General features: G+C 67.8%; 18 protein-coding genes and 18 pseudogenes. 17 read left to right on the top strand and 19 right to left on the bottom strand.

Annotated elements, in window-relative coordinates; all coding sequences use genetic code 11:
* Positions 1-1293: 1293 nt before the first annotated feature.
* The 3 genes and pseudogenes from DA06_RS26110 to DA06_RS26100 form a co-directional block, all read left to right on the top strand.
* Positions 1294-1752, top strand: a complete 459-nt coding sequence (locus DA06_RS26110; RefSeq protein ID WP_418606440.1) for an ABC transporter permease subunit — start codon at positions 1294-1296, stop codon at positions 1750-1752.
* Positions 1753-1769: 17 nt separating this feature from the next.
* Positions 1770-2063, top strand: a pseudogene (whiA, locus tag DA06_RS26105) (DNA-binding protein WhiA); the annotation flags it as partial.
* Positions 2002-2253, top strand: a pseudogene (locus DA06_RS26100) (hypothetical protein); the annotation flags it as partial. The pseudogenes whiA and DA06_RS26100, both read left to right, overlap by 62 nt.
* Before the next feature lie 97 nt (positions 2254-2350).
* On the opposite strand, the gene DA06_RS26095 reads toward DA06_RS26100, so the two are convergent.
* Positions 2351-2485: a hypothetical protein gene (locus DA06_RS26095; protein WP_418608439.1), complete on the bottom strand. Its 135-nt coding sequence runs from the start codon at positions 2483-2485 to the stop codon at positions 2351-2353.
* A 205-nt stretch (positions 2486-2690) separates the two neighbouring features.
* On the opposite strand from DA06_RS26095, the gene DA06_RS26090 reads away from it, so the two are divergent.
* The 3 genes and pseudogenes from DA06_RS26090 to DA06_RS26080 form a co-directional block, all read left to right on the top strand.
* On the top strand, positions 2691-2933 hold the full coding sequence (locus DA06_RS26090) for a WhiB family transcriptional regulator (RefSeq protein ID WP_418606439.1): 243 nt from the start codon (positions 2691-2693) through the stop codon (positions 2931-2933).
* A pseudogene (locus DA06_RS26085) lies at positions 2900-3415 on the top strand (epoxyalkane--coenzyme M transferase); the annotation flags it as partial. The gene DA06_RS26090 and the pseudogene DA06_RS26085, both read left to right, overlap by 34 nt.
* Positions 3416-4009: 594 nt before the next feature.
* Positions 4010-4162, top strand: a pseudogene (locus tag DA06_RS26080) (sigma factor-like helix-turn-helix DNA-binding protein); the annotation flags it as partial.
* Positions 4163-4172: 10 nt separating this feature from the next.
* Here the strand turns inward: DA06_RS26080 and DA06_RS26075 are convergent.
* Positions 4173-4850, bottom strand: a complete 678-nt coding sequence (locus tag DA06_RS26075; RefSeq protein WP_418606437.1) for an LLM class flavin-dependent oxidoreductase — start codon at positions 4848-4850, stop codon at positions 4173-4175.
* A gap of 39 nt (positions 4851-4889) precedes the next feature.
* Positions 4890-5123, bottom strand: coding sequence for a hypothetical protein (locus DA06_RS26070; RefSeq protein ID WP_418606436.1), 234 nt, complete (start codon positions 5121-5123; stop codon positions 4890-4892).
* Positions 5124-5174: 51 nt separating this feature from the next.
* On the opposite strand from DA06_RS26070, the gene DA06_RS26065 reads away from it, so the two are divergent.
* Positions 5175-5483 carry a hypothetical protein gene (locus tag DA06_RS26065; RefSeq protein ID WP_418606435.1) on the top strand — a complete coding sequence of 103 codons (309 nt, stop codon included), beginning with the start codon at positions 5175-5177 and terminating at the stop codon, positions 5481-5483.
* 188 nt (positions 5484-5671) lie between these two features.
* Positions 5672-5908 (top strand): hypothetical protein, encoded by a 237-nt coding sequence (locus DA06_RS26060; protein WP_043507791.1) that lies wholly within the window; start codon positions 5672-5674, stop codon positions 5906-5908.
* Positions 5909-6707: 799 nt separating this feature from the next.
* Here DA06_RS26060 and DA06_RS26055 read toward each other — a convergent pair.
* A pseudogene (locus tag DA06_RS26055) lies at positions 6708-6849 on the bottom strand (glyceraldehyde 3-phosphate dehydrogenase NAD-binding domain-containing protein); the annotation flags it as partial.
* Between the two features lie 573 nt (positions 6850-7422).
* Between DA06_RS26055 and DA06_RS26050 the strand changes: the two are divergent.
* Positions 7423-7704: an ABC transporter permease subunit gene (locus DA06_RS26050; protein ID WP_418606434.1), complete on the top strand. Its 282-nt coding sequence runs from the start codon at positions 7423-7425 to the stop codon at positions 7702-7704.
* On the opposite strand, the pseudogene DA06_RS26045 reads toward DA06_RS26050, so the two are convergent.
* The 4 genes and pseudogenes from DA06_RS26045 to DA06_RS26030 form a co-directional block, all read right to left on the bottom strand.
* A pseudogene (locus DA06_RS26045) lies at positions 7649-8472 on the bottom strand (isocitrate/isopropylmalate family dehydrogenase). The gene DA06_RS26050 and the pseudogene DA06_RS26045 overlap by 56 nt on opposite strands.
* 50 nt (positions 8473-8522) lie before the next feature.
* Complete coding sequence (locus DA06_RS26040; RefSeq protein WP_418608437.1) at positions 8523-8900, bottom strand: hypothetical protein; 378 nt, start codon at positions 8898-8900, stop codon at positions 8523-8525.
* A gap of 64 nt (positions 8901-8964) precedes the next feature.
* Positions 8965-9015, bottom strand: a pseudogene (locus DA06_RS26035) (hypothetical protein); the annotation flags it as partial.
* A gap of 365 nt (positions 9016-9380) precedes the next feature.
* The gene (locus DA06_RS26030; RefSeq protein ID WP_418608241.1) at positions 9381-9728 is read right to left on the bottom strand and encodes a substrate-binding domain-containing protein; all 348 of its coding nucleotides are present in this window, start codon (positions 9726-9728) and stop codon (positions 9381-9383) included.
* Positions 9729-9850: 122 nt separating this feature from the next.
* On the opposite strand from DA06_RS26030, the gene DA06_RS26025 reads away from it, so the two are divergent.
* The gene (locus DA06_RS26025) at positions 9851-10465 is read left to right on the top strand and encodes a BNR-4 repeat-containing protein (RefSeq protein ID WP_418606433.1); all 615 of its coding nucleotides are present in this window, start codon (positions 9851-9853) and stop codon (positions 10463-10465) included.
* Between the two features lie 22 nt (positions 10466-10487).
* On the opposite strand, the pseudogene DA06_RS26020 reads toward DA06_RS26025, so the two are convergent.
* The 4 pseudogenes from DA06_RS26020 to DA06_RS26005 all read right to left on the bottom strand — a co-directional run.
* A pseudogene (locus DA06_RS26020) lies at positions 10488-10706 on the bottom strand (AIM24 family protein); the annotation flags it as partial.
* Between the two features lie 55 nt (positions 10707-10761).
* A pseudogene (locus DA06_RS26015) lies at positions 10762-11073 on the bottom strand (carbohydrate ABC transporter permease); the annotation flags it as partial.
* Between the two features lie 81 nt (positions 11074-11154).
* A pseudogene (locus tag DA06_RS26010) lies at positions 11155-11568 on the bottom strand (fumarate reductase/succinate dehydrogenase flavoprotein subunit); the annotation flags it as partial.
* Positions 11569-11597: 29 nt separating this feature from the next.
* Positions 11598-11929 (bottom strand): annotated as a pseudogene (locus DA06_RS26005) (3-hydroxyacyl-CoA dehydrogenase NAD-binding domain-containing protein); the annotation flags it as partial.
* Positions 11930-11992: 63 nt separating this feature from the next.
* On the opposite strand from DA06_RS26005, the pseudogene DA06_RS26000 reads away from it, so the two are divergent.
* A pseudogene (locus tag DA06_RS26000) lies at positions 11993-12386 on the top strand (2Fe-2S iron-sulfur cluster-binding protein); the annotation flags it as partial.
* A 72-nt stretch (positions 12387-12458) separates the two neighbouring features.
* On the opposite strand, the pseudogene DA06_RS25995 reads toward DA06_RS26000, so the two are convergent.
* Both DA06_RS25995 and DA06_RS25990 read right to left on the bottom strand, forming a co-directional pair.
* Positions 12459-12506: pseudogene (locus DA06_RS25995) on the bottom strand (hypothetical protein); the annotation flags it as partial.
* A gap of 156 nt (positions 12507-12662) precedes the next feature.
* Positions 12663-13646, bottom strand: a complete 984-nt coding sequence (locus DA06_RS25990; RefSeq protein ID WP_418606431.1) for an ABC transporter permease subunit — start codon at positions 13644-13646, stop codon at positions 12663-12665.
* Between the two features lie 159 nt (positions 13647-13805).
* Between DA06_RS25990 and DA06_RS25985 the strand changes: the two genes are divergently transcribed.
* On the top strand, positions 13806-14348 hold the full coding sequence (locus DA06_RS25985) for a molybdopterin-dependent oxidoreductase (RefSeq protein ID WP_418606429.1): 543 nt from the start codon (positions 13806-13808) through the stop codon (positions 14346-14348).
* On the opposite strand, the pseudogene DA06_RS25980 reads toward DA06_RS25985, so the two are convergent.
* Both DA06_RS25980 and DA06_RS25975 read right to left on the bottom strand, forming a co-directional pair.
* Positions 14320-14675, bottom strand: a pseudogene (locus tag DA06_RS25980) (F0F1 ATP synthase subunit A); the annotation flags it as partial. The gene DA06_RS25985 and the pseudogene DA06_RS25980 overlap by 29 nt on opposite strands.
* Positions 14676-14889: 214 nt before the next feature.
* Positions 14890-15228: a hypothetical protein gene (locus DA06_RS25975; protein WP_418606428.1), complete on the bottom strand. Its 339-nt coding sequence runs from the start codon at positions 15226-15228 to the stop codon at positions 14890-14892.
* A 30-nt stretch (positions 15229-15258) separates the two neighbouring features.
* Between DA06_RS25975 and DA06_RS25970 the strand changes: the two are divergent.
* Both DA06_RS25970 and DA06_RS25965 read left to right on the top strand, forming a co-directional pair.
* Positions 15259-15725 (top strand): annotated as a pseudogene (locus DA06_RS25970) (lipoyl synthase); the annotation flags it as partial.
* A gap of 164 nt (positions 15726-15889) precedes the next feature.
* The gene (locus DA06_RS25965; protein ID WP_418606427.1) at positions 15890-16141 is read left to right on the top strand and encodes a VOC family protein; all 252 of its coding nucleotides are present in this window, start codon (positions 15890-15892) and stop codon (positions 16139-16141) included.
* Here the strand turns inward: DA06_RS25965 and DA06_RS25960 are convergent.
* Positions 16111-16317 (bottom strand): rhodanese-like domain-containing protein, encoded by a 207-nt coding sequence (locus DA06_RS25960; protein WP_418606426.1) that lies wholly within the window; start codon positions 16315-16317, stop codon positions 16111-16113. The genes DA06_RS25965 and DA06_RS25960 overlap by 31 nt on opposite strands.
* 272 nt (positions 16318-16589) lie before the next feature.
* On the opposite strand from DA06_RS25960, the gene DA06_RS25955 reads away from it, so the two are divergent.
* Positions 16590-16733, top strand: coding sequence for a hypothetical protein (locus DA06_RS25955; RefSeq protein WP_418605555.1), 144 nt, complete (start codon positions 16590-16592; stop codon positions 16731-16733).
* A gap of 87 nt (positions 16734-16820) precedes the next feature.
* On the opposite strand, the gene DA06_RS25950 is transcribed toward DA06_RS25955, so the two are convergent.
* Together DA06_RS25950 and DA06_RS25945 are read right to left on the bottom strand one after the other, a co-directional pair.
* Positions 16821-17042 (bottom strand): alanine:cation symporter family protein, encoded by a 222-nt coding sequence (locus DA06_RS25950; protein ID WP_418606424.1) that lies wholly within the window; start codon positions 17040-17042, stop codon positions 16821-16823.
* A gap of 106 nt (positions 17043-17148) precedes the next feature.
* A pseudogene (locus tag DA06_RS25945) lies at positions 17149-17256 on the bottom strand (hypothetical protein); the annotation flags it as partial.
* Here DA06_RS25945 and DA06_RS25940 point away from each other — a divergent pair.
* Together DA06_RS25940 and DA06_RS25935 are read left to right on the top strand one after the other, a co-directional pair.
* Positions 17255-17722 (top strand): annotated as a pseudogene (locus tag DA06_RS25940) (hypothetical protein); the annotation flags it as partial. The pseudogenes DA06_RS25945 and DA06_RS25940 overlap by 2 nt on opposite strands.
* Positions 17706-17759, top strand: a pseudogene (locus DA06_RS25935) (hypothetical protein); the annotation flags it as partial. The pseudogenes DA06_RS25940 and DA06_RS25935, both read left to right, overlap by 17 nt.
* Between the last annotated feature and the right edge of the window lie 17 nt (positions 17760-17776).

Raw genomic sequence — 17776 nt, 5'->3', positions numbered from 1 at the left:
GATGTGCAGCGCCCCGCGCCCCTGGACGAAGATGGCCTGGTAGATCGCCTCGTGGCTGACGCGCATGGACCCATCGTCGGGGAAGTCCGCGCGCAGGCGCCTGGTGATCTGCTGCGGGCTCCAGCCCAGGCCCAGCTTGGCCTCGACGTAGGCGCGCAGCCGGGGGGTGGCTGGCGAGCTTGGCCGGCTTGGGGCGCCGGGCCCGCTCGTCGGCCTTGGCCTGGGCCAGGTGCGCCCGGTAGGGATGGGGGTGCCGGGCGGCCCGGTTACGGGCCAGCTCCCGGCTGACCGTGCTGGGGGCACGCCCCAGCGCCCGGGCGATCTGCCGCACCCCCCTCGCCCGCGGCGCGCCGTACCGCGATCTCGTCCCGCTCCTGCACGCACAGACGGCGTCCCGTGGGCTCGCCGAGGATTAACGGACACACCCCGCCAGCCTCGGCCAGCCACGTGCGTGCCCCCTCGCGTGACACGCCGCCGGCCGCCGCCGCCGACTCGAACGTCCAGTCCCCCGGCCCGGATCGCCCGCCAGACGCCCTGCGCCCCGGGACCCACACCATCGGACGCGGCACCCGCACCACCTCTTCTCATCGAGGTGTTGCGTGGACCCCTTGAGACCGCCCGTCAAGTTCTCCGCGGGAGGTCAAGTTCTCCGCGGAGGAGTTGCGTCACTTGATTCCCTTCGTTGTCGGGTGGTCGGTTGGCGTTCGATCCAGTCTTGCTGCCGTGCGTCTCGCAGCGCGATGACCCCCCCAGGCCAGGGGCGGACGTTCGCGACCCCTCGGCTGCGGGGCCATCGCGCTGTTCGGGGTGTCTCCGCTGCGGGATCAGGGCTGGCTGACGGTGAGCAGGGACTTGATCGCGCGGCGCTCGTCCATGGCCGCGTAGGCGTCGGCGACGTGGTCCAGGTCGGTGGTGAGGGTGAAGACGCGCCCGGGGTTGATGTCGCCGGCCAGGACGTGCTCGAGGAGCTCGGGGATGTAGCGGCGCGCGGGGGGCGACGCCGCCCTTGATGCCGACGTTCTTCCAGAACAGGGTCTGGTACTGGAACTTCTCGTAGAGCGGCACGCGGGGCCTGCGGCAGCCGCGGCGCTTCATGTCGCTGGTCGGCGGGCTGCTGCTGCTCCTCGCGTTCGCACTGCCGTTCATCGACGCCTCGCCGTACACCATCTCCATCGGCACGTCGGCGTTCATCTACATCATGCTGGCGATGGGCCTGAACATCGTCGTCGGCTACGCGGGCCTGCTGGACCTGGGGTACTACGCCTTCTCGCCGTCGGCGCCTACACCTCGGGCGTGCTCGCGACGAACGACATGCCGCTGGTGTTCACGATCCCGTTCGTCATCGTCGCGTGCATCGGCGCCGGCGTCATCATCGGCGGGCCGACCCTGCGTCTGCGCAGCGACTACCTCGCCATCGTGACCCTGGGCTTCGGCGAGATCATCCGCCTCACCGCCAACAATCTCGAGATCACCGGCGGCCCGTCGGGCATCAGCGGCATCCCGACCTTCGGCCTGTTCGGCTGGACCTTCCGCGACGGCGTGGACCTGTTCGGGATCCACTTCAGCGGCAACATCCTGCTGTACTGGACGGAGCGGCCGCCGCCTGCGGCGCCGAGGTGCTCCTGCGGCAGATCGGTGTGGGGGACGGCACAGCTCGTCACGATCCGCTCCGGCTGGCCGCCGCGTACCGTGACGCCTTCGAAGGAGTGCTGGGGGATGTGGGCAGATCCCGGCAGGAAAGCGGGGGAATGAGTGCGAAGATGGCCGGCATGTCGTTGACCTCTGCCGTGAAGGACGAGCTCGCCCGGGTACGGGTGGACAAGGTGTCGGCCCGTAAGGCCGAGGTTGCTGCGACCCTCCGCTTCGCGGGCGGGCTGCACATCATCTCGGGCCGCATCGTCGTGGAGGCGGAGCTCGACGCCGGGATCGCCGCCCGCCGTCTCCGCCAGACGATGCAGGAGGTCTACGGCCACCACTCCGACATCATCGTCGTCTCCGGCGGTGGGCTGCGCCGCGGCAACCGCTACGTCGTGCGGGTGGTGCGCGACGGTGAGTCCCTCGCAGAACCACCTTCCACGTGCCGAGCGTAACCGTGGTGGCCGACGTCACCGCGCGACCGCACCGGTGGAGCGAGTACGATTGGCACTCGGTGCGGCGGAGTGCCAGTATCCGCCCTCGTCCCGACGGAGGTCAGCAGTGCCCACGTATGCCTACCGGTGCACGGTCTGCGGCAACGAGTTCGAGGTCAAGCAGTCCTTCAGCGACGACGCCCTCACGGTCTGCACCGAGTGCGGGGGTCGCTGCGCAAGCTGTTCAACTCGGTGGGGGTCGTCTTCAAGGGCTCCGGCTTCTACCGGACCGACTCCCGATCCTCCTCCAGCTCCTCGACGAGCGCCGCCCCGAAGGAGAGCTCGTCCAGCTCCTCGAGCAGCTCCTCCGGCTCCTCGGGCTCGTCGTCGGCGAGCTCCTCCTCCGCGCCCGCCAAGCCGCGCCAGCTGAGCAGGCACCCGGACAGCGCAGAGGGCTCGTCACACTGTGACGAAAGGCACGCATTTACCGGCCAGAAATTTTCCGGAAACCTCTCGTCGGTGGCACCGCGTGTCAGGGTTGTCGAAGCAGTTTTCCCGTCGCGTCGGACCGCTGCCCCCTCCGCAGACTCATGGTCCGACGCATGCGTTAAGGAGACCCGAATGGATTGGCGTCACCGCGCCGCCTGCCTCACCGAGGACCCCGAGCTGTTCTTCCCCATCGGAAACACCGGCCCGGCCCTCGTGCAGATCGAGGAGGCCAAGGCCGTGTGCCAGAAGTGCACCGTCGTCGACACGTGCCTCAAGTGGGCGCTGGAGTCCGGGCAGGACTCAGGGGTCTGGGGCGGTCTCAGCGAGGACGCACGGGCGGGCCGAAGCCCTTCCCGAGCGTCACCGGACCGCTGACCTACACCGGCCAGGACGCCATCGCCCAGGACACGGCGAACCTGAGGGCGGCGCTGGACGCCACCGGAGCCCAGGAGGGCTTCATCACCGCGCTCTCCCCCCGGCAGCGCCTCACGGCTCACGAACAAGCACTACGGCTCCGACGAGGAGCTGCTCTACGCCTGGGCCGACGTGCTGCGCGAGGAGTACCAGGCGGTCCTCGACGCCGGTCTGGTCCTGCAGATCGACGACCCCTCCGTCGCCGAGAACTTCGACCAGATCGAGCCGGAGCCCTCCGTCGAGACTACGCCTTCACCGAGCTGCGGGTCGAGGCCCTCAACCACGCCCTGCGCGGCCTGCCGCAGGACCGCATCCGGTTCCACCTGTGCTGGGGCTCCTGGCACGGTCCGCACACCACCGACCTGCCGATGAAGGACATCGTCCGCACCATGCTCCGCATCGATGCCGGCGCCTACTCGTTCGAGGCGGGCAACGTCCGTCACCGGGTCCCGGTCGCGGCGCCCCGTGCCCGGCGTGTAGCCCACGGCGTCCAGCTTCTCCGAGGGCACCGTTGCGATGGTCGTCCACGCGGACCCGGAACCTGCCACGCGGCGTTGGACGACGAAGGCGGTCTCGTTGCGTGACTCGTCCACCCACGTGACGACGTTCGCGCGGTTCCTGCCGCTCCCGGTGGTCCCGGTCGGGGCGGAGCCGAAGGTGGGCGCCTGCGGGGCGACCGACCGCCTGCGCGTGCATCATGTCCATCTCCTCGTGGCTGAGGATGTGGCAGTGGTACACGTACTCCCAGCCGAAGTTGACGTAGTGGTTGACCACGTCGACCGGCTCGCCGTCGGGGTTGAAGGCGAAGATCGGCAGCCCGGCCGCCTCCTGTGCCGTGGTGTCGGCGAGCATCGCGCCCTCCGGCATCGAGGGGTCGAGCAGGCGGATGCTGTTGGGCAGGCCGCCGGCCCACTCGGCCCATGTCGGGATCCCGCTGCTCTCGTCCGGCAGCGGCGGGGTGATCGGCCGCAGCGCGACGATCGTGTCCTCCAGCGGGCTGATCCTCACCGTGTCCTTCCAGCCCAGCTCGGTCGGGGATGCGTTTCGGTTACGACCGGAGACCGATGACTCTGGACGAGATCGGTCGGGTCTACGGCGTGACGCGGGAGCGGATCCGTCAGATCGAGAAGAAGACGATGGACAAGCTTCGCCATCCGAGCCGCTCGCAGGTTCTGGCCGAGTATCTCGATCTACCCCGGCTCACAGAGCTGGACGATGACGATTCGGCGGAGGAAAGCTCGAAGCCGCATCCTCCGAGGAAGCAGCCCGACAGCTCGGGAAGCACGGAGTCCACGCAAGCCGTGCACAAGGCGGCTGATGCGGTGTTTGGCCGAGGGTCACACAGGTCCCGCCCGTCTTCGACAGCTGACACGTCACCATCGACAGACCGCGAAGAACGCCAGCCTGCGTCAGGAACCGCACCCGACGTTCAATCCGGCGACTCGCTCCCTGACTCCTCCGGGGAGTACGCAGATGCGGAGCCTGGGCAGGACGTGGGCGTCGGTCAGCGCCGGCCGGAACCTCCCCGGACCAGGTGACCGGGTTTCCCGCGTCGATCCGCAGCAGCAGGTCGAGCTTCTCCTCGAAGAGCTCGTCGTAGTCCTCCAGGCGCGCACCGAAGAGGGGGAAGGACTCGATGAAGGAGCCCCGCCCGGCGAGCAGCTCGACGCGGCCTCCGGAGAACTGGTCCATGGTCGCGAACTCCTGGTACACGCGCACCGGGTCCTCCGTGGACAGCACGGTGACGGCGGAGACGTGGATGCGGCTCGTGCGGGCCAGCGCCGCCGAGATCACCGTCGAAGGCGCGGAGATCGCGTAGTCGGGACGGTGGTGCTCGCCGATGCCCACGTGGTCCAGGCCCACCTCCTCGGCGAGCACGGCACGGTCGAGGATCTCCCCGGACGCGCTGCCCGGCGGTCACCTCCTGCCGCCCCGGTCGCGTGTCGAGGTCGCCGAAGGTGTAGATGCCGAGCTCCATGACCGGGCGAACGCCGGGAGCACCCATCCGCCGACCGCGACGAGGACGAAGATCCACACGATGACCGGGACGCCGAGGATGTCCGCCCGGAAGAACTCGAGGTACCCGTCGACGTCCACGATCTGGGTGCGCCGGTTGGAGATGATCTCCGCGAGGCCGCGGGCGACGAGCATCGCCAGGGTCGCGATGAACGGGACGACCTTGCCGTAGGCACGATGATCCCGTTGACCAGGCCTGCCGCGGTGCCGACGGCGAGCGCGGTAAACACCATGACGATCCAGTGCGTGTTCTCCGCCATCGTCTGCGTCGCGAGCGTCGACGCCCACACGGTCGCCAGACCCATGACGGACCCGACCGAGAGGTCGATCCCGCCCGCCGTGATGACGAAGGTGACGCCGATGCTGATGACGCCGAGGACGGCGGTCTGCTCGAGGATCACCATGATGTTGCTCAGGCCGACGAACCGCGGGCCGGAGGTCACGATGCCGATGACGACGAGCAGGACGAGGGCGATGATGAGGCCGAGGCTGTGACCCAGACCGCCGAGCTGGAACTTCGGTAATTGAGGCGGAGTTGGCTGAGATTGGAGACGTGTCCCAGGACGGTGAAATGAGCATCGCCGAGGTGGCGGATCACTTCTTCGAACTCGACACCGACCGCCAGCGGCAAGTGATCACGCAACTGTTCCCGTCCATCAAGGTTCACGGAAGAGGGGCGAGGCGTGCGCACCTGGGCAGCGGGGGGGGAAGTCGAGTTCGACATTGCGCCGTGGCACGGAGGCAAGCGGAAGTTCGAACTGCCGGACGGCACGACGGTCGAAGGCGAGGAGGCGGGAGACGACCTGACCTTCCTTGTGGTCGACATCATGATGCAGACCTGGGCCGACCGCAGAGACCTCAGCGCGGAGGTCTGGGCTGAGGAGCCGCGAACGGGAGTTGTCGCAGCAGCTGGGCGCTGAAGACTCCGCGTACCACCCAACCCACAAGGGATGCCCCCTGGCCACGATGGCTGGGGGCATTCGCGTTCTGTGAGTCGGATCACGTCCTTGTGGGGGTGACCGCGCTCAGCGCCTGCGTAGCGAAAGGTTCAACAGCCACGGGGAATCGTCACGCCACATCCCTCACCTGCGATTAAGACGTTTAACACGGATGAGGTCAAACAATGACCCGAGACAAGGTTAAACGAACCTTCCACGCCGACTTTCACATTGAGTGACCGTGGTTACATTGACGGCGGTATCCACGTCCTGCCAAGGTTTATTTCGCAAGACCCGAGATGGCCGGGTAGTCAGTTCCGATCGGATGCTGGCATGAACGAGAATTTGCTTGGAGGGAATGGTGGTGCGCTGGTGCTGGTAAGTCAAACAAACGTAGACCTGTGTTGCTCCAGGACTGGACCGCAATAGAACGAGCAAAGGCACTGGCGTTGGGCGCTAATCCTGACCCAGACACTACGCCGTCCGTACAGGCGCGAATGTTGCTCTTGGCTATTGGCCGCGTGCAATTAGACGGCCACGCACACTTTGCTCCGGGCGAGTTGAGGGACTTGCTCGGCAAGGCCAAGCTTGAGGATGGCGGAGAAGTCTCGCCGTGCTCTGGAAGCACCGTTAACCGCGCAATTGATGCACTCGTGGATGCTGACGTTTTCCACCCGTCATCGTGGCTCCGTTGTCTGAAGTTTCAGATGAGCATCGTGGACTACGCCAAGCGTCACGGTGACATGACGACTTGCCCCAAGATACCTCCCGCAACCGGCAGAAGGTCGTTGACGCCCACGATCTGGCGTCGGCGCCCGACTCCAGCACGGCGCGGGTGAAGTTACGACCGATGCGGCCGAAACCGTTGATGCGACGCGGATGGTCACAGTGTCCTCCTGGAGTGCGCCGCTCGGCGCACACATTGTCCGAAGTCGTGAGCACCTCGCTGGGTGCTCCCGGGCAAGGCTCTCGCCCTCGCGGACCGCGCGACGATCACCTCGACCAGCAGTCCCGAGTTTACCCACGGAGGGACAAACGCCCGGGGACCATGGTCCGCAATGGACCTGTGACGGCGGCCACAGCACCGCGGGCGAATCGTTGGAACGTGGGGCCGGGGCGGTCCCGGCCACCGGGCCGGGGGCACCGTGCCGGCACGGGCGGGTTTGCCACCGGCGAACCGACTTTACCCTGGCGAGGTCTCCTGCGGACGGTTCCGCTGCCGTCCCGGGGGCGGCCGCTGACCGTCGGGCCCCGCGCCGAGCTCCCCATGCCCCTGGCCGTGGTGCTCGGCGTGGCGTTCGGGGCGTTCGTCGGCCTGGTCAACGGCCTCAACGTCGCCGTTCTCGGCATCCCGCCGTTCATCGCGACGCTGGCCATGATGATGGCGTCCGGGCTCTCGCTCGTCATCTCCGACGCCACGCCGCTGTACTTCACGTCGGTGCCCGGCTTCGGCCAGATCGCCCTCGGCACGCTGATCCCCCCGCGTCCCCAACGCGGTGCTGATCTTCCTCGTGCTCGCCGTGCTGGCGGGCGTCCTGCTCAACAAGGCGCTCGTCGGGCGCTACGCGCTGTCCATCGGGTCCAACGAGGAGGCCACGAGGATGTCCGGCGTCAACACCCGGGCGTGGCTCATCAGGATCTACGTCCTCGCCGGCGTCTTCACCGGGATCGGCGGGGTCGTCATGGCGTCGCGCCTCAACTCCGCCCAGCCGGCCCTCGGCCTCACAGCACGCGACCCGCCGGCCGCGTCGAGGAGCCGCTCCACCTGGGGGATGTAGTCGCGTCGTGCGAGGCGAGCAGCACGTCGCCCTGGCCCTGCTCCAGGATGGCGTCCATCGTGCGCTGGATACCGATGTCGACGACCTTCTCGTGCACCGTCCCCGCCAGCGGGATGGGGTGGAAGTCCATGGCCAGCAGCGCCTGGACGAACCCCATGGGCATCTGCCCCGACGTCGCGTTGAGGAAGAACAGGCCGCGCGCGTTCTCGTCGTCCCACACGTCCTCGGCGAAGTGCATCACCCGGTCCCAGCGGGGCCGCTCCTCCGGCGCGGGGCGGACGCGGCCGCTCCTGGCGACCGCCTTCTCCAGGGCGTAGTGCGCCACGCGCTGCACGCCGACGCGGGTGAACACCGACTGCTGGAACGCTGATTCGAGCGGAGTGCCGGTCCCGAAACGTCCCCCGACCTCCGAGTACTCGCCCTCGGTGTTCTCACGGACGATGACGATGTCGACGTCGGCCGCGAGCTCGGGCCGCAACGGGGAGGGCACCCCTCCAGCGCGCGCACGGGACGCAGGTTCACGTACTGGTTGAAGGTGCGCCGGATCGGGATCAGCAGCTGCCAGAGCGAGATGTGGTCCGGTACGTCGGGGGACCCCACTGCGCCGAGCAGCACAGCGTCATGGCGGCCGAGGACGTCCAGGCCGTCCGCCGGCATCATCGCGCCACGCTTCCTGTAGCGCTCGCACGACCAGTCGAGCTCGGTCCAGACGATCGTGTCGCCCGTCAGCGGGAGGAGCACGTCCAGCACAGCTCTGGCCGAGTCCATCACCTCGACGCCGATGCCGTCTCCGGCGATCTGCGCGACGTTCGCCTTGCTCATGGAGCACTCCAGGTCCGAGGTGCTGCGGGCACCTCATGAGGGATGCGGGCGCACGGGCGAAGCAGCATCGCCATGTCCGTGTGAGCGCGAGGCCGAGTCGGCGCAGCAGCATCGAGCGTCGGTGCCCTGGGCGCGTCGTAGGTGTGGAACTCGTCCAGGACGAGGTACTGCAGGCGGGCGCTGCGCTCCCAGATCGGGGCGTCGTCCGCGCGCAGGAGCAGCTGGTCGAGCATCTTGTAGTTGGTGAGCAGGATGTCGGGCGGGTTGTCCCGGATCTCGCGGCGGCTCGTGATGAGGCCGTCCGTGGAAACTAGGGTGCGCTCGCTCCCCTCCTGACCGGTGTAGAGCGCGGCGGTCACCCCCCTCGAGCTCACCGTTGTCGGTGATCAGCCGCGCCAGTCGACCTGCCTGGTCGTTGGCCAGGGCGTTCATCGGGTAGAGGATGATCGCCTTCGTCCCCGTCACACCGTCACGCTTCGCGCGCAGCACGTGGTCGAGGATCGGGTACAGGAACGCCTCGGTCTTGCCGGACCCAGTGCGCAGCAGCGTCGTCCTCGGCACCCAAGCTAGCCCGCTAGCGGTGTCCGCTGCACAAGCAGTCTCCTCGGCGGCGTTGCGAGGCGCCGGTTCACCAGGTCACTTCCCGCTGATCACACTGTTGACACCCAGCGTTAGCCAGCGGTGTGCAGCAGTAGCTGACCAGGTTGCCCTCATGAGAAGCGAGCGAGTTGGTCTCAATGCTGCTCGTTTTCCGCAAGGATGGTCGTGTGCCAAATCTCTACTACAGTGAACGCGCGAATGGGCCCGTTGCCCGCGAACGAAGCCAACTCCCCACGGTGGCCGCCCAGGGACTGCTACAGCTCGTCTCCATCAAACTCTCGGCGAACTGGTTCGCTCGCACGAGGCCATCGCCGCACCGGTGTAGGCGGCCAGCTGCCCCAGCGCCGCCGGGTCCCACAGGCGAACTCGGTGACGGTGCCGTCCTTGACGAACTCGCGCATCTGGTTCGGCGTGCCGAGCCCGGTCAGCATGACCTGCCCCTTGTAGTCGGAGCCCTGGAGGTACCGTGCGGCCGCGGCGATGCCGACGGTGGTGGGCGCGATGATCGCCTTCACGTCGGGATTGGCCTGGAGGAGCCCCTGGGTCTCGGAGAAGGACTTCTCGTCCTCGTCGTCGCCGTAGACGGTCGCGACGAGCTCGATGTCGGCGTAGTCGGGGTTGCTCGCCAGCTCCTCCTCGATGACCGCGCTGGGCGAACAACTCCGTCAACGCCACCGCCTTCCGGAAGAACTCGCTCACGACTGCCGAGATCGACGGGCGGACGATGCAGTTCGCGGCCTACTACAACCCGTCCGGCGAGCTGGTGCTCGCCCGGGACCGCGACGCGGGTACGTGGGAGTACGAGTGGACGCCCTACCGCGGGAACGTGGTCGACGCGCACAACTCGATCAGCATCGCTGTCGACGGCGACGGCTATCTGCACGTCGCGTGGAGCCACCACAACAGCCCGCTGCGCTACGCACGCTCGGTGGCGCCCGGCTCTCTGGAGCTGGGCCGCGAACGGTCCATGATCAGTCCGTACGACCAGGAGAGCGTGGTGACCTACCCGGAGTTCTTCCGTCTCCCGGACGGTGACCTGTTCTTCCTCTACCGTGACGGTGCCTCCGGGAACGGCAACGTGGTGCTCAGTCCCGCTCTTCCCGGCCTGCTGCCCGCCGCCGGCCTTCACCGACTCGCTCGGCTGGACGAGCACGTACCCCTGCCGCCGAAGGCCATCTGGAACGTCTCGCCCGTGCCTCCACGCACCATCGATCGGATGCCGCCGGTGTCGATCCGCACGTCCATGGAGACCCCGGCCGTCCAGAGCACCACGGCCTGCGCCGTCCCCGAGGTGGGGCGCTCGCGACGTCGAGCGCAACCGGATCGCCCTTGGTGGTGACGGCCACGTACCCGGTGCCGCGCAGCGACACGTTGTACAGCCCACCGGTCATGGCGGCACCGCGCGCCTGGATGCGGTGGATGTCCCACTCGATCGACGACGAGAACGCGAGGACGTTGTTGCCGTTGACGGAGATCATGTCGTTCTCGAGGTAGACGACCTGCACGTCGGCCCCGTCGTCGGCGACGAAGAGCTCCCCGTGGCCTGTCGCCTGCATCATGTCGACGCCCTCGCCGGTCATGGCGGACTTGAACATCTTGCCGAGCCCGCCCCGAGCCCTTGTTCTCGAACCGGATGTAGTCCAGGCGGGCGATGGCGTAGGCGGCCAGCGTCGCCAGCACCACCGCGATGGCCGTCGCGATGAGCGAGATGCCGATCGAGTTGCGCAGGGCCGGGAGGAACAGGTCTCGCGCCCCGCCCTCGGCGGTGAGAATCTGCTGGTAGTTCTCCCAGGACACCCTCGGGGGCAGGAACGTCCCGGAGCGGATGTCGCTCGTGGACTTCAGCGACGTCATGAAGATGGAGAGCACCGGGAACAGCGCGTACACGAAGACGAGCACCGCGATGATCGTCCACCCGAGCTTCTGGCGTCCGGTCAGCCGGCCCATGTCACTCCCCCTCGCGCTCGTGAGATCGACCTTGAACAGCTTGATCGCCGCGAAGCAGATGAGGATCACGCACAGGAACAGCAGCACCGAGACCGCCGACCCGAGCCCGATCTCCAGCCGCCCGATGAGACCGATCGCCTTCTGCAGGCCCTCCTCGGTGCGCTCCATGCCGCAGTACTCCCACATGATGTGCCCGAGCTCCTTGTGGAAGTCGACCGAGCGGGAGCCGTTGGTGCTGAGCAGGTGGTGGATGCGGGAACGCACGGACTCCCGCGCCTCGACGACGGCGGGGTGGTCGTCCGGGATCTTCTCGAACGGCGCGTCCGCCAGGTAGTCGTTGATCGTGTTGGGCAGCACGAAGTACCCGTCCGACAGTCCCTGCATCAGCGCGGACGCACCGAGCCGGTTGGCGCCGTGGTCGGAGAAGTTCGCCTCGCCGGTCACGAACAGCCCGGGGATGGACGACTGGAGGTCGTAGTCCACCCACAGCCGCCCACCACCAGGGTCGGGCCGGCGGTGTGGTGGTTCAGGTGCGGGAGCAGGGACTCGACCGCGGCGTGGACGTAGGTCAGGTCCGCGGCGTAGCCGCCCTGGACCTGGGGGTGCCGACCCCGATGAAGTGGACCTGGGCGTCGGCGAGGTCGGCGAAGTCGGTGGAGAAGCGCAGCCGGCCCGCCTCGACGTTGCGGGAGAGGATCTCGTCGAAGCCCGGCTCGTGGAACGGCGCCACCCCCCGGGAGAGCGACTCCACCTTCGCGGCGTCGACGTCGATACCGACCACGTCGTGACCCAGCTCCGCCATGCACGCCGCGTGCACCGCGCCCAGATAGCCGCAACCAATCACCGAGATCTGCATAACGGTCCTGCACAAGGAAGAGCTGAACTACGAGTACGTCGAGATGAAGCAGCGGAGCTACAAGTGAAGATCACCCTCAAAGTCATGCGCCAGGCCGGCCCGCACGCCGAGCCGCGCCTGGTGGCCTACGAGCTTCTGGGTGTCACGGAGGACATGTCGTTCCTGGAGATGCTCGACGTCCTCAACGAGGAGCTCACCGCGCGCGGCGACCCCCGTGGCGTTCGACTCGGACTGCCGCGAGGGCATCTGCGGCATGTGCGGCATCATGATCAACGGCCAGGCCCACGGCCCGGAGCGCACCACCACGTGCCAGCTGCACATGCGCTCGTTCAAGGACGGCGACACGATCACCCTCGAGCCGTGGCGCGCCAGCGCGTTCCCGGTCATCAAGGACCTCGTCGTCGACCGTTCCGCCTTCGACCGCATCATCCAGGCCGGCGGGTACATCTCCGTCAACGCCCAGGAAGGTGTTGGTGCGTGCGGCGTTGACGGCGGCCTGGCCCAGGACACGGGCGAGATAGCGGTTGCCGTGCCCGGTGGCCCCGTTCCCCTTCTTCTTCCCCGCGGACTCGCTGATCCCTGGGGCGAAGTGGGCCCAGGAGGCCAGGTGCGCGGGGTGGGGAAGCGGGTCATGTCCAGGCCGATCTCGGGAATGATCGCCTCGGCGCCGACGAGCCCGAGACCTGGGATTTCATCGATCTGCTCGACCTCCCGGGCGAAAGGAACGAGCTGCTCACCGACCTGGGCCTCCACGGAGGCGATGTCGGCGTTGATCGCGTCGACGCGACCGAGCATCGTTCTGAGCAGGAAGGCGTGGTGGTCGTTGAACCGGCCCTCGAAAGCCTGCCGAAGCTTGCGGACTTGCGCATTGCGCCCCCGGCCATTCGGCCAACGTCAGCGGGATGAGGAACTCGTTCCAGGTCCAGATGAAGAAGAAGATGAGCAGCACGGCCAGGGTGGGCCGCGAGATCGGGAAGACCACCCGCCACAGGATCTGCCGGCGGCTCGCGCTCGAGCGAGGCGGCCTCGAGCATCTCCTTGGGGAAGGTGCTGAAGACCGACGAGAGCAGGTAGGTGCCGAAGCGCTCTGGACGACAGTGAAGATGATGATGACCGACCACACGTTGTCGTAGAGGCCGACCTCCTTGAACATGAAGTACAGGGGGTAGAGCAGCACCTCCTGGGGCAGCATGTTCGCCAGCAGGATGAGCACGACGATCCACGTGCGGCCCTTGACCCGGCCGATGCCGAGGGCGAAGGCGTTGAGGACCGAGAGGCCGACGGCGAGCACGGCGACTCGGATGAAGAAGCTGTTCCACAGCTTCTCGGGGAAGTTCACGCGCTCCCAGAACGCGACGATCCGACGTACGTAGCTGTACATCGTCGATGCTCGCGTCGTAGCTGTACATCGATCGAGGAGGAAGAACCCCAGCAGCGCCTCGGGGACGGACGTGCGGATCCGCCAGCCCACGACCAGTCCGGTGAGCCCCATGACGAGCAGCACGAGGACGTTGTTCACGACGTCGGAGAGGGTGCGCCCCACGAGCACCGCGGAGCCGGACATGGGGAGGGAGCGGAAGCGGTCGATGATGCCCTTCTTGATGTCCTCCGCGAGCGCGGCGCCGGTGATCGTGCGCCGAAGACGACCGTCTGCGCGAAGATCCCGGCGATGAGGAACTCCCGGTAGGCCGCACCGCCCCCTCCGAGTCGATGGCACCGCCGAAGACGTAGGCGAAGAGCAGCACGAACATGATCGGCTGCAGGGTGGTGAAGACGAGCAGGTCGGGCACCCGCTTGATCTTGATGAGGTTGCGCCGGGCGACCACGCGACCGTCGTTCACGGCGCTGCGCAGGCTCATACGGGCAGATCGTCCGCGTGCTGCCCGACAACACCGGTGACGACGAGCTCGGCACGCAGCAGATCCGCGCATGTGTCCGCGGCCGTTCCATCCGGCACCGCATCTACAACCCCGACAGGCTCAAGACCCCCGATGCGCCGCAGGCCGGGCTCCAGCGGCGCGGGCGAGTGGACGAGATCACCTGGGAGGACGCCTTCGACGAGATCGCGGCCACCATCCAGCGACTGATCAAGGACTACGGCAACGAGTCCATCTACATCAATTACGGCACCGGCACGCTCGGCGGCACGATCGCGTGCAGCTGGCCGCCCAACGCGAGCCCGTTCGCCCGCCTGATGAACTGCGCGGGCGGCTACCTCAACCACTACGGCGACTACAGCGCCGCCAACATCGAGCAGGCGGCTCCGTTCACCTTCGGCAGCTGGGTCAGCTCGAACTCCTTCGACGACGCGCCGCTCGCCTCGAAGAGAGGTAGTGCGTCGCGCCGAAGCAGAGCACGAGCAGCAGGTGGCCGGCGAGCATGTTGGCCAGGAGACGGACGGTCAGCGTGGCGGGCCTGATGATGAAGGTCGAGAGGAACTCGATCGGCGTCAGGATGATGTAGATGGGCCACGGCACCCCGGGCGGGAAGAGCTGGCTCTTGAGGAAGTGCCCGCCGCCCTGGCCTTGACGCCCGCCACGATGAAGGTGACGTAGGAGAGGAGCGCGAACACCAGCGGCATGCCGATGACGGAGGACCCGGCGATGTTCAGGAACGGGAGGATGCCCGTGATGTTCATGAACAGGACGCCGAAGAAGATCACCACGAGGATCGGGGTGTACCTCCGGCCGATCTCACGGCCGAGCGACTCCTCCGCGATGCCCTTGCGGACGAAGTCGACGGCCATCTCGCCCATCGACTGCACGCGGCCGGGGACGAGCTGGAGCTTCCGGGGGCCTGCCATCCAGGAAACACCGCCGTCGGTGTGCGCTGGTAGAGCCAGCGGGGGAGCACTCCGACCGAAGAGCTCCTCTGGAGACGTCAGCTTCGCGATTGCATCGTTGAGGGCTTCTGCTCCGGCGGCATGGCCGAGTCGGGTCAGCTCCGCGGCCATCCGTCCTTCAGCGCGCTTGCAGGCGCGTCCGACATGTGACGCAGATAGCTAGCCTGCTCTCGAACGCTGCTACCTGGCGTGCCTGGTCAGTCTCAGAGAGCAGTGCGACCAGGTCGGGGTCGTCGGCTGTCTGGCCCAACAACGAGCGAGCGAAGTCAAACAGGGGCTGGAGGCGGCGACGCATGTGGAGTGCCGCCTCGTTCTGCACCGCCAGATCCGTCAGAAGGGCTGCCAAACGTCCGACGTTGGACTGGTCGCGCAGCCATTGCTTATTCGTGGCGGCTGCCTCTGCCCACTGGTGCGCATCGGTCCACACGAGCGGGAAGTCTGCGATGTCCGGCACCACCCGCCGAAGGTTGGTGCCGAAGGCCGCCGCATGCTGCGCATCGAGGCCCGTACGCCGAGACGCCCATCGAGCGCAAGCCCGAGTGGATCAGGACGAAGGCTGTGATGGGCCCCGAGTACCGCGAGCTCAAGCAGCTGGTGCACGGCGGCGGGCTGCACACGGTCTGCGAGGAGGCCGGCTGCCCCAACATCGAGTGCTGGGAGGACCGTGAGGCGACGTTCCTCATCGGTGGGTCCCAGTGCACCCGTCGCTGCGACTTCTGCCAGATCGACACCGGCAAGCCGTCGGCGTTCGACCGTCTGGAACCGCTCAAGGTGGCCAGGTCCGTGCAGCAGATGGGCCTGAAGTACTCGACCGTCACGGGCGTCGCTCGCGACGACCTTGCCGACGGCGGCGCCTGGCTCTACGCCGAGACGGTGCGCCAGATCCACGCGCTCAACCCGGGCACCGGGGTCGAGCTGCTCATCCCGGACTTCGACGCCAAGCCCGACCAGCTCGCCGCAGGGTCCTCCAGCCCGTTCTCCCCATGGCCTGGTCAGGAGCAAGGCTGACTCCCTTACCCCGAACCCCGCTCCCGCCCACCTATTCCTGCCTGCCCCTGTCGGGGGGTGTTCGACCGTACGTTTGGACGATGGTCCGCATCGGAGCGATTGTCCTGAACGTGTCCGACACAGCCAGAGCTGCCACGTTCTGGAGCCAGGCGCTGAGGTACCGGCGCGGAGCCAATCCCGACTTCCTGCTGCCGACCGAGGCCGCCGGGCCGAGGCTCCACCTGGACGCGACGGACCGCACCCACCTCGACCTCTGGGCAGCCGACGAGGAGGAGCAGCGTGCCGAGGTGGAACGTCTCGTCTCGCTCGGTGCCACCCGGGTCGAGTGGGACTATCCCGAGGGCGCGGACTTGCACAGATGACGTAGACGGGCTGGTGCGTCGGCAGGGCGGCGGCCCGCTGCTGGGACCTCGCTCAGCGGGACGAGCTCCGCACCGGCGACGTGGCCCTGCACGTACTCACCGGGCTCACGGACGTCGACGACGAAGGCGCCGTCCGCCTTCGCGGCGGCGAGCTGGTCGATGGAGACCTCGGTCATGGGGCTTCTTTCCTCACTGTGGGGCTACGACTCTTGATACCCCGGGGGGTATCCGGCGGCTAGAACACCGCCGGCTCCGGGAGCATTCCCACCCCCGGCCTGCGGGTGAGAAGCAGCTCCGCAGCCTGGCCGAAACCATACCCGGGGGGGTATAGTTCTGTCCAGGCGCGAGGCCTCCACGCCTCCATTCGTGCCCGTGACGGCCACCGTCGCATCTGCGCGACGCGGCCACCAGGGGGCGGACCCACCACCCATCGAGTGAGGACGGACAGATGTGCAGCCCCACGATCTGCGAGACCTGCGGCAGGACCACCTGGACCGGCTGCGGCATGCACGCCGCCCAGGTGATGGCGGGCGTCGACCCCGCCCACCGGTGCACCTGCGACGGACGGGAACAGGAGGGACCGTGGACCTGACCCCAGGAAGCCGCCGCGCGGCCGCGGTGCCGGTGAACGCGTCGGTGAAGATCAGCGCGAGCGCCTGCGGGATGTCGGCGACGTTCATCACCAGCAGCACCAGGACGCGACGACGTAGAGGACGATCATCAGCGGGACGAAGCCGGCCGTGACCTTGCCGATCGAGCGGATCCCGCCGATGAGCACCGCGCCGGTGGCGACGGCCAGCACGAGGCCGACGATCCACACCGGAACCCCGAAGGACTCCTCCACCGAGGTGGCGACGGTGTTGGACTGGGTCATGTTGCCGATGCCGAAGCTGGCCAGCACCGCGAAGACGGCGAAGACGAGGCTCAGGACGAGGCCGAACCGTGGGGATGGCCCGGGCGAGGTAGTACTGGGGGCCGCCCGAGACGTCGCCCCTGGCGTCCTTCGTGCGGAACCGCACGCCCATGAACGCCTCTGAGTACTTCGAGGCCATGCCCAGCAGACCCGGTGACCCACATCCAGCAACAGGGCAGGCCCCGGCCCCGCCGAGGTGGATGGCGGTGGCGACACCGGCTGCCGCCCGCCGAGCGCCGCCGCGTCTGACGACGACAGTGCATCAGCGGGGTGCGCGCGCGCGGCGTGCGCACCCCGCTGCACGACTCCCAGCACCACCCCTGCCGGACGGACCGATGCCGGCAGTCCTCGCCCGGACGTCATATAGCGGACGTCGGCTGAAAGGAACCCTCAAGTGCTCATCGCACAGCCCCGCACTGACCGAAGAGGTCGTCTCCGACTACCGCTCGCGGTTCGTCATCGAGCCCCTCGAGCCCGGTTTCGGCTACACCCTCGGCAACTCGCTGCGTCGCACCCTGCTCTCCTCCATCCCGGGTGCCGCCGTGACCTCCATCCGCATCGACGGCGTGCTCCACGAGTTCTCGACCGTTCCCCGGTGTCAAGGAGGACGTCACCGAGATCATCCTGAACATCAAGAACGTCGTCGTCTCCTCCGAGAACGACGAGCCCGTCGTGATGTACCTGCGCAAGCAGGGCCCGGGTGTCGTCACCGCCGGCGACAT

The sequence above is a fragment of the Georgenia sp. SUBG003 genome, assembly GCF_000715355.2.
Lineage (GTDB): Bacteria > Actinomycetota > Actinomycetes > Actinomycetales > Actinomycetaceae > Georgenia.
The sequence above is the reverse complement of the archived record's forward strand: the minus strand, read 5'-3'. Positions and strand labels throughout refer to the sequence as shown.

Coding starts and splice junctions, on each gene's coding strand:
- DA06_RS26025 (WP_418606433.1), top strand. CDS start 9,851: ATGCAGTTCGCGGCCTACTACAACCCGTCCGGCGAGCTGGTGCTCGCC.
- DA06_RS26070 (WP_418606436.1), bottom strand. CDS start 5,123: ATGCTCGTCGCCCGCGGCCTCGCGGAGATCATCTCCAACCGGCGCACC.
- DA06_RS26090 (WP_418606439.1), top strand. CDS start 2,691: ATGGATTGGCGTCACCGCGCCGCCTGCCTCACCGAGGACCCCGAGCTG.
- DA06_RS25955 (WP_418605555.1), top strand. CDS start 16,590: ATGTGCAGCCCCACGATCTGCGAGACCTGCGGCAGGACCACCTGGACC.
- DA06_RS25960 (WP_418606426.1), bottom strand. CDS start 16,317: ATGACCGAGGTCTCCATCGACCAGCTCGCCGCCGCGAAGGCGGACGGC.